This window comes from Hansschlegelia zhihuaiae (assembly GCF_004103825.1).
In the GTDB taxonomy this organism is placed as follows: domain Bacteria; phylum Pseudomonadota; class Alphaproteobacteria; order Rhizobiales; family Methylopilaceae; genus Methylopila; species Methylopila zhihuaiae.
The window spans coordinates 57,773-70,935 of sequence record NZ_RYFI01000002.1 but is presented as its reverse complement, the minus strand read 5'-3'; the positions used below and the strand labels follow the sequence as shown (position 1 = coordinate 70,935).

The following is a 13,163-nucleotide window of genomic DNA, read 5'->3' as shown; positions in this document are numbered from 1 at the left end:
CCCCGCCGCAGGCCGGACAGGCGCCGACGCCGACGGGCGCGAGGCGCGACGCGTCGAGCCTCCCGGCCAGCCGCGCGAAATGAACCTGGAGCGCGGCGGATGCGAAGACGTGGTCGGCGAGCGTCTCCACCCCGGCCGCGTTCTCCAGCGCCTCCACCATCGCGGTCCGCCTGGCCTTGGGATCGGCGGCGAGCCGCGCGCGGGCCTCCGCGGCCGGCTCGGGCATCGCGACGGCGACCGCCCGGTCGAGCAGGCGCGACAGCGTCTCGAGCGCGGCCTCGTCGGGCTCGAACCGGCCGCGGTCGATCGGCGGCATGCCGAACTCCTGGGAGCGCGCCATCGCCTCCTCGCTCGGCGGCGTCGGATCGGGCAGGCCCTGCTGGACGTCATGCTGGATCTGCGAGAGTTCAGCCAGGAAACCGAGATAATCCTCGAGCGGATGGCCGGGCGCGATCTCGCGGAACCGCGCCGCGCGCTTCGCGAACAGCGAAGCGGGGTCGGGCGTCACCGCGAATTCAGGTTTCGGCGTGACGCCGATGTCGGTCGGGGTCGGCGCCAGCGCGCTCGGTCCGGCCATGATGCGATCTCCTCGGTCGAAACGAAGACGGCCCGGGGCGCGTGAGCCGCCGGGCCGCCAGTCTAGCGCAAGGCGCGGACGCCTCGCGATGTCGCGTCATTCGCCTGGGGCGCGCTCGCCCTTGACGGTCCGGCGCAGCCATTTGCGGTGGTGGCGCCATGCCCAGCCGCCGGTGACCTTGCCGCGCGTCATGCTCGCCACCGAGCCGCGCACCCAGATGCCGGCATAGATGTGCACGATGATCAGCATGATGGCGAAGAACGCCATCACTGCATGGATCAGCGCCGCCAGCCGGTTGGTCTCGATGGTGACGTAACCGCCGAAATACTGGTCCCAGATGACCAGCCCGGTGGTGAACAGCACCAGGATCATCAGCGCCTGGCCCCAGAACACGCCCTTCTGGCCGGCGTTGTACTTGTCGAGCTCGGGGAGCCGCTCCTCGTCGCCCTTCACCACGTCCCCGATCTGCTTCATCCACTGGGTGTCGTCGCGGTTCCAGAGGTTCATCCGCCAGAATTGCAGGAACATGCCGAAGAAGCTGATGAGCAGGATCACCCCGAGCCAGGGGTGGATGGCGCGGGTGAGCGCGCCTCCGCCGAACAAGGCCGTCAGGAAGTAGAGACTGGGGTGGAACAGCGCGAGTCCGCTCAGCGTCAGCAGACTGAACGTGATCGCGGTGATCCAGTGGTTGACCCGCGCGAAGGCCGAGTAACGGTCCACGAAGGTCCGCGCGCGGACGACCGGCGGCTGGTGTTCGATGTCGATCGCCATCAGACCGGCCTCGCCTCAGTTTTGGAGCTCTTGCCCTCCTCGGCGAGCTCCGCCGCGTTCTCCTCGTCGTGCTCGGAGACCTTGTTGGGCCCGACCACGGTGTGATGGAAGAACGCGCCGAGCGCCGCGAAGGCGAGAGCGCCGAGCGCCAGCACCTTGCCCGTGCCCTTCCAGGCCGCGACCAGAGGGCTGATCTTCGGCTCGTGCGGCAGGCCGGCGTAGATCTCCGGCTTGTCGTTGTGATGCAGCACATACATCACATGCGTGCCGCCGACGCCCGCCGGGTCGTAGAGCCCCGCATTGGCGTAGCCGCGGGACTTGAGGTCCACAATCCGCTTCTCCGCCTGCTTCTTCATGTCCTCCTTGGTACCGAACATGATCGCGGCGGTGGGACATGCCTTGGCGCAGGCCGGCCCCTGGCCGACCGCGACGCGGTCGGAGCAGAGCGAGCATTTGTAGGCCTTGTGGTCGACCTTCGAGATGCGCGGGATGTTGAAGGGGCAGCCCTTCACGCAGTAGGCGCAGCCGATGCAGTTCTCGTGGACGAAGTCCACGATGCCGTTGGTGTACTGCACGATCGCGCCGGGGGCCGGACACGCTTTGAGGCAGCCCGGATCCTGGCAATGCATGCAGCCGTCCTTGCGGATCAGCCACTCGAAATTGCCGGTGTCCGGGTTGTCCCACTCGGCGAAGCGCATCAGCGTCCACGAGTTCGGCGTGAGGTCGTGCGGGTTGTCGTAGACGCCCACATTGACCCCGACCTCCTCGCGGAGGTTGTTCCACTCGAGGCACGCCGACTGGCACGCCTTGCAGCCGATGCACTTCGAGACGTCGATCAGCTTGGCGACCTCGATGGTCTGGCCGCCGGTGACCGGCGGCGTGTCGGTCGACGCCGAGCGGCGAAGGAGATTGAGGGACTGGTTGGCCATGTCTCCGCCCTCCCCTTACGCCACAGGACCCGAGGCGATCGCCTCGATGTTGACCAGGAACGCCTTGTATTCCGGCGTCTCGATGTTCGCGTCGCCCACGAAGGGGGTCAGCGAGTTCGGGTTCATGCCCTTCTTGGCCGCGCCCATGAAGCCCCAGTGCTGCGGGATTCCGACGATGTGGGTCGGCTTGCCGTCCACCATCAGCGGCTTGATGCGCTTGGTGACGACCGCCTTGGCCTTCACCGACCCGCGGTTCGACCACACCCGGACCCAGCCGCCCTTCGTGATGCCCTTCTCCTTGGCGAGCTCCTCGGAGATCTCGACGAAGAATTCCGGCTGCAGCACCGCATTGACCCAGACATGCTTGGTCCACTGATGGAAATGCTCCGTCAGCCGGTAGCTCGTCGCGACGTAAGGGTACTTGTCCGACGAGCCGAGCGCCGCGAAATCGCCCTTGAAGATGCGCGCCGCCGGATTGCCGCGGATCTTCGGGGCGACGGCGTTGGCGACCGGCGCCTCGAACGGCTCGTAATGGGTCGGGAACGGCCCGTCCCGCATCATCTTGCGGGTGAACAGCCGCGCGACGCCCTCCGGGTTCATGATGAAGGGGCCGACCGTCTGCTCGGGCTTAAACGCCGCGCCATAGTCCGGCACGTCGATCCCAGCCCATTTGTCGCCCGCCCAGTAGACTAGCTTGCGGCTGTCGTCCCATGGCTTGCCGGCGACGTCCGACGAGGCGCGGTTGTAGAGGATGCGCCGGTTGGCCGGCCACGACCACGCCCATTTCGGGGCGAGCCCCGTGCCGCCGTCCTCCTTGTCGCGCCGCGCCATCTGGTTGCCGGCCTCGGTCCAGCAGCCGGTGTAGATCCAGCAGAACGCCTGGGTCGAGCCGTCGTCCTTGAGCTGGGCGAAACCGGAAAGCTGCTTGCCCTTCTCGACGACCACCTTGGTCGCGTCCTTCGGATCCATCTGGTCGGCGAGCGCCGAGCCGTTCATCTCCTTCGCCAGCTCCTGCGGCGTCGGATTGTTCGGATCGGCGTAGTTCCAGGTCAGGTTGAGGATCGGATCCGGGAACGCCCCGCCCTCCTTCTGGTAGAGCGCCTTCAGCTTCTGGCCGATCTGCGCCATGATCCAGGTATCGAGCTTGGCCTCGCCCGGAGGCTCCTGCCCCGGATAGTGCCACTGCAGCCACCGCCCGGAATTGACGAGGCTGCCCTCGTCCTCCGCGAAGCAGCTGGTCGGCAGCTGGAACACCTCGGTCTGGATGTCGCCGGTCTTCACGTCGTTGAACTCGCCGTGGTTCTCCCAGAACCGCGAGGTCTCTGTGTCGAGCGGGTCCATCGTCACGAGCCATTTGAGCTTCGACAGGCCCTCGGTGAGCTTGCCCCTGTTGGACAAGGTCATCAGCGGGTTGAAGCCCTGGCAGAAATACCCCGTCATCTTGCCCTGCACCATCAGGTCGAAGACGCGGAGCATGTCGTAGGTGACGTCGAGCTTCGGCAGGTAGTCGTAGGCCCAGTTGTTCTCCGCCGTCGCGGCCTCGCCCCACATGGACTTCTGGAACGACACGAAGAACTTCTTGTAGTTCTGCCAGTAGCTCATCTGGCCTGGCCGCAGCGGCTTGAATCCGCGGCTCGACATATAGGCGTTGAAGTCCGGCTCCTTCTCCGTCGGCAGCGTGAGATAGCCGGGGATCAGGTTCGACATCAGGCCGAGGTCGGTGAGGCCCTGGATGTTGGAGTGACCGCGGAGCGCGTTCATCCCGCCGCCGCGCACGCCGATATTGCCCAGCAGCAGCTGGACCATCGCCATGGCGCGGATGTTCTGCGAGCCTTTCGAATGCTGCGTCCAGCCGAGCGCATACATCGACGTCATGGTCTTCGTCGGCGTCGAACAGGACGCGATCATCTCGGCCACCTTCAGGAACTTGTCCTTGGGCGATCCGCAGATCCGCTCCACCATCTCGGGCGTGTAGATCGCGAAATGCTTCTTCATCAGCTGGAAGACGCAGTTCGGATCCTGCAGCGTGTCGTCGAGCTTGGCGAAGCCGTCCTCGCCCACCTGGTAGTCCCAGCTGGACTTGTCGTAGTCGCGCTTCGCCTCGTCGTAGCCCGTGAACAGGCCGTCCGAGAACCCGTAGGCCGGATTCACCAGATATGCCGCGTTGGTGTAGTTCTTGACGTAGTCGTGCTGGATCTTGTCGTTCGACAAGAGGTAGTTGATCACGCCGCCCAGGAACGCAATGTCGGTTCCAGGCCGGATCGGGCAGTAGAAATCGGCGACCGAGGCCGAACGCGTGTAGCGCGGATCGACGACGATCAGCTTGGCGCCGCGATTGGCCTTCGCCTCAACGACCCATTTGAAGCCGCACGGATGCGCCTCGGCCGCGTTGCCGCCCATGATGATGGCGAGATCGGTCCAGCCGATGTCCGCCCAGGAGTTCGTCATCGCACCGCGACCGAATGTTGGGGCCAGACTGGCCACCGTCGGTCCGTGTCAAACGCGCGCCTGGTTGTCGAAAGCCACGATCCCCGCGGAGCGCACGACCTTGTAGGTCAGCGTCGCGGTTTCGTTGGTGGTCGCCGACGCGGCCAGGAAGCCGACCGTCGTCCAGCGGTTGACCGTCACGCCGTCCTTGGACTTCGCGACGAAGTTCTTGTCGCGATCGTCCTTCATCAGCCGGGCGATGCGCTCGAGCGCGAACTCCCAGGTCACCCGCTCGAACTTGTCCGAGCCCGGCTTGCGGTGCATCGGATATTTCAGGCGCGTGTCCGAATGCACGAAGTCGAGCAGCGCCGCGCCCTTCGGGCAAAGCGTGCCGCGGTTGACCGGATGGTCCGGATCCCCCTCGATGTGCATGATTGCCTGTTTGTTGTTGGCCGAGCCGTCGCCCACCCCGTACATCAGGATGCCACAGGCCACCGAACAATATGGGCAGGTGTTCCGGGTCTCCGTCGTCTTCGCGAGCTTGAAGGGCCGCACCGATTGGGCCAAGGCCTGTTCGGCGCCGCCGAAGCCCATCGCTCCGAGCGTCGTCCCGGCGACGCCCGCGCCTGCAGTTCTCAAGAACTGCCGTCGCGAAAGTTCGCCGATCATAGGAAGCATCCTCCCCTTCTGGCATGCCCGCGCGCCACAACGGTCGCGGCGGAATCATCGCCGGCGCCATGCCGGCCATCCTGTGACTAGGAGTACGATTTGAATCCTTCGAATGTCAAACGCTTCCAGATCGTATTGCGCCGCAAAAGATGTTTGATAATAGTAGCTTATTGAAACGGCTATCGACCGATCGCGGAACCGTGTGCAACGTTGGCGCGCCAGATGCCGCCGGCGCGCGTCAGCTTGATCTGCGCGGCCTGCGTTGCCCTCTGCCGGCGCTCAAGGTTCGCAAGGCGCTGTTGAAAGCGCCCCCCGGAGCGATCGTCGCCGTGACCTGTGACGACCCGCTCGCCCGGGTCGACATCCCGAATCTCGTTCGCGAGCTCGGCGACGAACTGCTCTCGATCGAAACCGAAGATCGCGCCGCGACCTTCGCCATCCGGCGCCGTGGCGGACCGCCGCCTGCCGAAATCGACTGATCGGCCGCCACGAGGCTCGCGCGGCCGGTCCAAGGATGCTAGGAGCTTCGCCGCCGCGGTCTCCCGCGGGGGCGCGTAGCTCAGCTGGTTAGAGCAACTGACTTTTAATCAGTAGGTCCTGGGTTCGAGTCCCAGCGCGCTCACCAACGTCTTCTTGGGCATGCAGGCCACGAAGACCGATAAGACCCGGCGCCGAACATGACGTGTGCTCCGCTTGGGCGCGACCACCGTCATCGGCCGCACGGCCTTCCGCGATTCCATAGAAGATCAATCCCCGGCTGCGGCCGAAGTGGCGATCAGAACCGCATGGGTCCGTAGCCCGTCACGGGGATGCCGTTCAGCACCCGTCGAGCGCCGTCGGCTTGCCGCTCCTCTTCCTGACGAACACAGCTGTCGAAGTTCGGCGCGTCGGGCTTCGCTCCCGCCGCCTCGCATCGCTCGGCCGCGGTCCTGCCGGCGCCGCCGCAGCCGGTGAGGCTGGCGGCGACTGCGGTCGCGAAAATGGCGCGGGAAAACCGGCTCAGATGCATCGGGCGACAGCCTTCGACGTTCCGTCGCGGTCAGATATGCCCGAGCAGAACCAGGATCAACAGCACGATCAGGACGACGCCGAGAATGCCGCTCGGCCCGTATCCGAATCCTCGCGAGTAGGGCCAGGTCGGCAGCACGCCGATGATGATCAGAACGATGATGATCAGGATGATGGTCGACATCGCGTCCCCTCTCCGAATGCTCTGATTGTCCAACGCCCTGATCAGCAACGCGGACGCGCGGTTTTCGATCCGCTTTCGGCGTGAGTATCCCCTTCGCAGGGAACGGGTCGCGTTCGGGCGGCGGCATGTCCGTCGTCGCGCGGCGCCGGCGCTTCCCGCGACTCCGTGAACCGGGGGCAGACGGCGACTGCGCCGGGCGTCTGCTTTATGGTCCCGAAGAACGTCGATCATCGGCCGAAGGGTGGTCAAAGATGGCGTATGCCCTGGACCGCAGATCCTTTCTGTGCGCCGCCGGCCTCAACGCGCTGGCTGTCGCCGCATCGGCCGAGCGCGCTTTCCCTCCGGCTTCGAGAGGTTTCGGCGGCCAGAGGACGGACGGACTGCGTCAGGCGGGCCTTTTGACGGCGGACAAGAATGCGGCCGTTCCGATCGCCCAGTTCATGACAGACGGTTCGCCGGGGACCAACGCCGCGGCGTACGACGCGGCGATCGACTACTGCAGGAACAACGGGCGATCGCTGATTTCGCTGCCGGAGAAGCAGGCGTTCAGGATCGGCGTCCCGAACAAGAAACTTCACGAGACCCAGCCGGGATATCGCTCCGGAGAAATATACGCCGCGCTGAAGCTTGAGAGCGGCTTCACCATGATCGGCAATGACGGATGGATCGAGCCGGTCAGGCCCGAGGTCATGCCGTCCGACAAGGGCAAGTACTTCCTCTTCTTCTGCCCCCACGACACGTCGACCGCGCGCGCCGGCGTCACGGATTGGACGTTCGACGGCGCAGGCTTCAAGGCGCACAGCGCGGATTGGGGCGGCGACGCGGCTCCTCATGTCTGCTCGATCGCCTATGCGATCGGCGCCACGCGTATGACGTTCCGAAGCTGCTGGGGCGACGCGTCCGACGCCGCGAGCGGCAATCTGCGCCTCGGCTACTTCGCCAACCACGAAGACTTCGTCATGGAGCGGTGTCGCTGGTACGGCATGCTCCAGGTCGGCCATTTTGGCTATATGTGGCGTTCGAAATACGTCGACAACGTCTTCGACAACTTCACCGAGGCGCTCGATTTCGACCAGGTGATGTACCAGACCCTCGTACAGGGCAACGTCTTCCGAAACGGAATTCAGAGACAACAGCAGGCGATCGACGTCACGACCCCGGTGGGGCTCTCCGTGATCGACAACAAGGCCGAGAACCTCAGGCAGCTGGTCACGATCTACGCGAAGAAGAACAGCTACGGGACCTATCAGGAGTATGTCGACAACGCGCCAGGCGGCATCCCGGCGGATTACTCCAAGTCGATCACGCCGCGCGACGTCACGATCCGCGGGCTGACGCAGTTCGAAGGCGGCGTCCCGCATGCGCACGCGATCCGTATCGCCAATCCGCGCAAGAGGGGCGACGGCACTATGCCGGTCGTGAAGAACGTCCTGATCGAAGACTTTCATTTCCGCGGCGCGGGATCGTTCCGCGTCGAAGAGTGCGACGGCCTGACGATCCGAAACGGCGTGATGGAAGACATTCGGCACTCGACCAACGAGGAGGTCTCCGCGGCGCTTTCGGTCAACGCTTCGGGAGCAGGCGGAGCGGCCACGGCCAACTCGGTGCTGCGCGCGGGCATCGACAATGTCGCGGTCGACGGCTGCGACGGCATCGGCTTCCTGTCGCAGTACATGGACTATCTGAGGGTGCGCGGGCTCAAAGTACAGAACCACGACAGACTCGACCGCGGCGCCGGGGGCGTCGTGTTGCGCCGCACGCGCTTCAAGCCGGGCGCCGTCATCGACATCGACGACACCGTCGTTCGAGGCCCGGAGGGCGGCGGCTCGCGCACAGCCTATACGCTCGACGGGATCGGATCAGACAAGACGGCGAAGATCAAATGGGGCCGCAACAACCGCTCCTTCATCGCCAATTCGAAGGGCCCGGCCATCGCGCTTGTGGGGCCGTCGCCGCTGAACGGTGAGGGCGTCAAGCACCTCAGCCGGCCGCTGACGATCGATGCGGCCGGATCGAACGCGACGCCGAGTGAAGTATTCTTCGTCATGGGAGAGCGCCCGGGCAGAATCCTGTCGCTCAACCTTGTGGCCGCCGCCGACATCGTCGCCGACGCCGACAATTACGGAAACGCGATCGTCCGCCGGCGGCGCAAGGGCGAGCTGGTCAACCTGACCGGCTTCACGAGACTGGGCGCAACGCCTCTTTCAAAAGGCTCCTCCCTCGACCTGACTGCGGCCGCCGGCGCAAATCTGATCGCGGGAGGCGACCTGGCGCCGGGCGACGAGCTCATCCTTCAGGTCAATCAGGTGAACCGGGGGCGGCGTTTCGACGGCATAGCGGTGCAGATCGAGCTTATCGAAGCATAGCTCCCGAACGCCGCGCTCGAGGCTTTGCGCGCGATCTCTCTTCGGGCCCATGCCGACCTCGACCCTCACCGTTGCGGCGGGTCGATCACCGGCTGTTCGGGCGGGACCGGCTCGTCGATCGACGGGTCGATCTCGGGGTCCGGGTTCGGCACGATGTCGGGATCCTGAACGGGCACGTCGTCGGGCGCCGGCGGCGGGACGACCGGGCCGCCCGGAGGCGGGACCTCGGGGCCGGGCGGGTTCGGGACGTTGGGGCCGGTGGTCATCGGCGGCCTCCCGTCCCGACTTTGCGGGTCTCGCCAAGATCCGGCCGGGCGCGCAGGCTCGAGCCGCTCTTCGAGGCCGATATGCAGACGCCGATCTCCTCGACGGGATCGCAGACTCGTTCGGCGTCGGTGGAATAGGGCATGTCGTTCTCCTCAGCGTATCAGCCCCGCATGAGGGCGCCGTCACTTGGGAGAACCGTCTCGGCCGGCTTCCGTTCCGGCCCGAACCCGCGCCCGGGACCAGTCGGAACCGGCTTTCACTGCTCGCGGAAACTGCGCCGGAAGGAGTGCACCACCGGCTCGATGAAATACTCCATGGCGACGCGCTTGCGCGCTTCGACATAGGCCTCAACCGGCGAGCCCGGCTTCATGTCCTCGACCTTGGCGTAGGCCGCGAAGGCGGCGCGGTCGACCGCGACCTTGGCCACGTAATAGGTCTCGCGGGTCTGCTGGTCGGTGATGGCGTCCGCCGCAACGTGGATGACCTTGCCGGGGATCATCGGCATGTCGCGCATCGGGAAGGTCGTGAACGACACCCGCGCGTCCTGTCCGGTCTCGATGTTGCGGATCTCCGCCGGCGACACCCGGCCCTCGATGATCAGGTCGCCCTCGGTCGGCACGATCTGCAGGATGTCGGTGCCGGGCCTGATCACGCCGCCGATGGTTTTCGCCTGGCTGTTCAGCACATATCCAGTCGCCGGCGCGATCACCTGGGTGCGGGTCAGGATGTCGCTGCTCGCCGCGAGCCGCGCGGACAGCCCCGCGACCTCAGAGCGAGCCTTGGCGAGCTCGGTCGAGGTGTCGTTGAGGAACGTCGTCTCGGCGTTGTCGAGCGTGATCTTCTTCTCGATCTTCTCGATCTCGGCGCGCTTGATGTCGGAGTTGAGGCCGGCGATCTCGGTGTCGAGTTCCGAGCGCCGCCGCTGCAGGTCGAGCAGCAGGGGCTTGCGGGCGAGGCCCTTCTCCATGAGGCTCTGCGTGTCATCGATCTGGATGTCGATCAGCTCGCGCTGCCTCTCCGACCCGGAGATGCGCGCCTTGGCGCCCTCGATCTGCGCCGAGAGCTTGTCGATCTGGGTGCGCAGCAGCTGCTGCTTCTCACGCAGCGCTTTGACGCTCGAGACGAACAGCGCCTGCTGGCCCTTCACGAAATCCGGGAAGGTCGGATCGCCGTCGGCGTCGGCGATCGCCCCGGCGAAGTCGATCTCTTCGGCGCCAGAGAGCTGCGCGGAGAGCCGCGCGACCTCGGCCTCGCGGCGCGACAGCGTGTTGCGGACCTGGCCGACGGCCGCGAGCGCCTGGGCGCGCTCCAGCGTGATCAGCGGCTGGCCGCGCTTCACGAAATCGCCGTCGCGGGCGAGAATCTCGCTCACGATGCCGCCTTCGAGATGCTGGACGGACTTGCGGCTGGCCTCGGGGCCCACAACGCCGCGCACGACGGCGCCGGCGGAGAGCGGCGCGGTCGCGGCCCACACCGTGAACCCGCCCATGAAGCCGAAGATCACCACGCCGCCGGTGAGCGCGACGCCGCGCAGGCGGTTCGCGAGCTTGGGCGAGCGCTCGGTGAAGTCGGGCAGCGCCTTGCTCTGTTCGCCGGTCAGCTTCTCGGTCATGAGCGCGCGCCTCCAGGGATCGCGCGGACATTCTCGGACGACGCCGGAGCGACGAGCTCGCGCAGCACGTCCGTCGCCTTGCCGAGCTTCACGATCTGTCCGTTCTGCATCACCGCGACGCGGTCGGCGAGATGCGCGAGCGCCGGCTTGTGGGTCACGATCAGCGTCGTGACCTTGCGCTGCTTGAGCGCCGCGATGCAATTCACGAGCGCGCGCTCGCCCTCGCCGTCGAGGCTGGCGTTCGGCTCGTCCAGCACCACGAGGCGGGTCTCGCCATAGACCGCGCGGGCGAGCGCGATGCGCTGGCGCTGGCCGCCCGAGAGCATCTGGCCGCCATTGTGCAGCATGGTCTCGTAGCCCTGCGGCAGGCTCAGGATCAGCTCGTGGCAGCCGGCGAGCTTGGCGGCCGCCACGACCGCCTCGTCGTCCGGCTCGTCGAAGCGGGCGATGACGTCGCGCACCCGGCCGGAGAACAGCTCGGTGCCCTGCGCCAGATAGCCGATATATTTGCGCCGCTGGTCGTCGCGCCACAGCATGACGTCGCCGCCGTCGAGCCGCACGACGCCGCGCGCCGGCGTGCGGCTCGAGACGATCGCGCGGCAGAGCGTGGATTTGCCGGAGCCCGACGGGCCGATGAAGGCGACGGTCTCGCCCGGCTGCACCCCGAGCGAGACGCTCGCAAGGATCGGCCGCTCATTGTTGGGCGTCATGATGGTCAGGCCCTCGATCGAGAGCTTGCCTTCCGGGGTCGGCAGCGCGATCGGGTCCTCGATGATGTGGCCGGCGGCGTTCAGCAGGTTCGAGATCCGGGTCCAGGACAGCCGGCACTGCTGCAGGCCGCGCCAGGCCGCGATCGATTGGTCGAGCGGCGCGAGCGCGCGCGACAGCAGGATCGAGCTCGCGATCATGCCGCCGGGCGTGATGTGCCCGCCGAGCGAGAGATAGGCGCCGAGCGCAAGCGTGCAGATCTGCGCGACCACGCGCAGGAACTTTCCGGCGCCGATCATCACCGTCCCGCGGTCGGTCGCGTCGGCGAGCAGCGCCATCGAGGCGGCGTTGGCCCGGCTCGCCTTCTTGGCGAGCGGCCGGCTCATGCCCATCGCCGCCACGGTGTCGACGTTGCGCGCGGCCTCGGCCAGCACGCGCTGAGCCTCCGCGTGGCCCTGCGCGACGCGCTCCGTCGCGGGCTTGGTCACCCGGTCGTTGATCAGCGCGAGGCCGACGATCAGCACGGCGAAGACGAGGCCGAGCAGGCCGAGATCGGGGTGGATCAGCGTGCAGCCGAGCAGGAACACCGGCATCCAGGGCACGTCGCAGAGCGAAGGCAGCGTCGGGCCAGACAGGAAGGTGCGCACGGTGCGCAGGTCGTTGAAGGGCGTGCCTTCCTGCGCGCCGGTCTTCACGACGCCGCGCTCGGCCCCCATGGCCGCGGCGAACACCGGCTCGAACAGGCGGTCCTCGATCCACTCGCCGATGCGGGCGAGCGCGCGCAGGCGCAGCGCCTCCAGGGCGGCGTAGACCGCGATCGAGGCGGCGGCGATCAGCGTGATGTAGATCAGCGTCTCGACCACGCCGGAGCGCAGGACGCGGTCATAAACCTGCATCATGTAGAGCGAGGGGACGAGCAGCAGCAGGTTGATAGCGATCGAGAACACGCCGAGCAGCCAGAGCGCGGAGTTGAGCTCGCTCCGCACCTTGCGGAGCGTCTCGGCTCCGGGTCCCGTAGGCTGCTGATTGGGTCGCGCCATGGACGCCTCAAACTGGTGGCGCGCGACCTCGATCGCGCGTCAAGCGGAGATACGCCTTGTCGGGCGACCACCGCAATTCAGGGATACTGCGTACCCGTTGATTTATGGTGTCGATACCCGTCGTTTGCACGACCGGATGCGCGCAACCATGCGCCGCGGCGAATTCTCCGCCGGGGCGCTTATAAGCTTAATCGGCGCCCCCCGCCCAGCCCGCGACGGCCGAGGCCGCATAATCCCCGAACGCGCCCCGCGCGATCGCGCCGCGGGCCCCCGCCATCAATGTCTGATAATACGCGACGTTCACCCAGCTCAGCAGCATCATGCCGAGGATCTCGCCGGATTTCACCAGATGGTGGAGATAGGCGCGCGAATAGTCTCGCGCGGCTGGGCAATCGCTCTCCTCGTCGAGCGGCCGCGGATCGTCGGCGAAGCGGGCATTCTTGAGGTTCATGCGGCCGAAGCGCGTGAAGGCCTGGCCGTGGCGGCCGGCGCGTGTGGGCATCACGCAGTCGAACATGTCGACGCCGCGCGCCACGGCCTTCAGCATGTCGTCGGGCGACCCCACACCCATGAGGTAACGCGGGCGATCGGCGGGCAACTCCGGC

At 66.6% G+C, this 13,163-nt stretch carries 13 protein-coding genes and 1 tRNA gene; 3 read left to right on the top strand and 11 right to left on the bottom strand.

Annotated elements, in window-relative coordinates; translation table 11 throughout:
- From fdhE to fdnG, 4 genes are all read right to left on the bottom strand, one after another.
- On the bottom strand, positions 1-577 hold a 577-nt coding region (fdhE, locus tag EK403_RS22890; protein ID WP_245479465.1), incomplete at its 3' end, for a formate dehydrogenase accessory protein FdhE domain-containing protein.
- A gap of 96 nt (positions 578-673) precedes the next feature.
- The gene (locus tag EK403_RS02645) at positions 674-1,348 is read right to left on the bottom strand and encodes a formate dehydrogenase subunit gamma (RefSeq protein ID WP_128775965.1); all 675 of its coding nucleotides are present in this window, start codon (positions 1,346-1,348) and stop codon (positions 674-676) included.
- The gene (gene fdxH, locus EK403_RS02640) at positions 1,348-2,277 is read right to left on the bottom strand and encodes a formate dehydrogenase subunit beta (RefSeq protein ID WP_128775964.1); all 930 of its coding nucleotides are present in this window, start codon (positions 2,275-2,277) and stop codon (positions 1,348-1,350) included. Before fdxH ends, EK403_RS02645 begins: the two co-directional genes overlap by 1 nt.
- Before the next feature lie 15 nt (positions 2,278-2,292).
- Positions 2,293-5,373 (bottom strand): formate dehydrogenase-N subunit alpha, encoded by a 3,081-nt coding sequence (gene fdnG / locus EK403_RS02635; RefSeq protein WP_164919473.1) that lies wholly within the window; start codon positions 5,371-5,373, stop codon positions 2,293-2,295.
- Between the two features lie 149 nt (positions 5,374-5,522).
- On the opposite strand from fdnG, the gene EK403_RS02625 reads away from it, so the two are divergent.
- Positions 5,523-5,852 carry a sulfurtransferase TusA family protein gene (locus EK403_RS02625; RefSeq protein WP_128775961.1) on the top strand — a complete coding sequence of 110 codons (330 nt, stop codon included), beginning with the start codon at positions 5,523-5,525 and terminating at the stop codon, positions 5,850-5,852.
- 69 nt (positions 5,853-5,921) lie between these two features.
- A tRNA-Lys gene (locus EK403_RS02620) sits at positions 5,922-5,998 on the top strand.
- 150 nt (positions 5,999-6,148) lie between these two features.
- Here EK403_RS02620 and EK403_RS02615 read toward each other — a convergent pair.
- Both EK403_RS02615 and EK403_RS02610 read right to left on the bottom strand, forming a co-directional pair.
- Positions 6,149-6,382, bottom strand: a complete 234-nt coding sequence (locus tag EK403_RS02615; RefSeq protein ID WP_128775960.1) for a hypothetical protein — start codon at positions 6,380-6,382, stop codon at positions 6,149-6,151.
- Between the two features lie 30 nt (positions 6,383-6,412).
- Positions 6,413-6,565 carry a DUF3309 family protein gene (locus tag EK403_RS02610; RefSeq protein ID WP_128775959.1) on the bottom strand — a complete coding sequence of 51 codons (153 nt, stop codon included), beginning with the start codon at positions 6,563-6,565 and terminating at the stop codon, positions 6,413-6,415.
- A 440-nt stretch (positions 6,566-7,005) separates the two neighbouring features.
- Between EK403_RS02610 and EK403_RS02605 the strand changes: the two genes are divergently transcribed.
- Positions 7,006-8,931, top strand: coding sequence for a hypothetical protein (locus tag EK403_RS02605; RefSeq protein WP_128775958.1), 1,926 nt, complete (start codon positions 7,006-7,008; stop codon positions 8,929-8,931).
- 65 nt (positions 8,932-8,996) lie between these two features.
- Here EK403_RS02605 and EK403_RS02600 read toward each other — a convergent pair whose 3' ends face one another.
- The 5 genes from EK403_RS02600 to EK403_RS22885 form a co-directional block, all read right to left on the bottom strand.
- Positions 8,997-9,197 (bottom strand): hypothetical protein, encoded by a 201-nt coding sequence (locus EK403_RS02600; protein ID WP_128775957.1) that lies wholly within the window; start codon positions 9,195-9,197, stop codon positions 8,997-8,999.
- A complete protein-coding gene (locus tag EK403_RS22135) occupies positions 9,194-9,340 on the bottom strand; it encodes a hypothetical protein (RefSeq protein ID WP_164919472.1) in 147 nt (48 codons plus the stop codon). Before EK403_RS22135 ends, EK403_RS02600 begins: the two co-directional genes overlap by 4 nt.
- 114 nt (positions 9,341-9,454) lie before the next feature.
- Positions 9,455-10,810: an HlyD family type I secretion periplasmic adaptor subunit gene (locus EK403_RS02595; protein ID WP_128775956.1), complete on the bottom strand. Its 1,356-nt coding sequence runs from the start codon at positions 10,808-10,810 to the stop codon at positions 9,455-9,457.
- A complete protein-coding gene (locus EK403_RS02590) occupies positions 10,807-12,558 on the bottom strand; it encodes a type I secretion system permease/ATPase (RefSeq protein WP_128775955.1) in 1,752 nt (583 codons plus the stop codon). Before EK403_RS02590 ends, EK403_RS02595 begins: the two co-directional genes overlap by 4 nt.
- Before the next feature lie 187 nt (positions 12,559-12,745).
- A partial coding sequence (locus tag EK403_RS22885) for a tRNA-ribosyltransferase family protein (RefSeq protein ID WP_245479463.1) occupies positions 12,746-13,163 on the bottom strand: 418 nt, incomplete at its 5' end.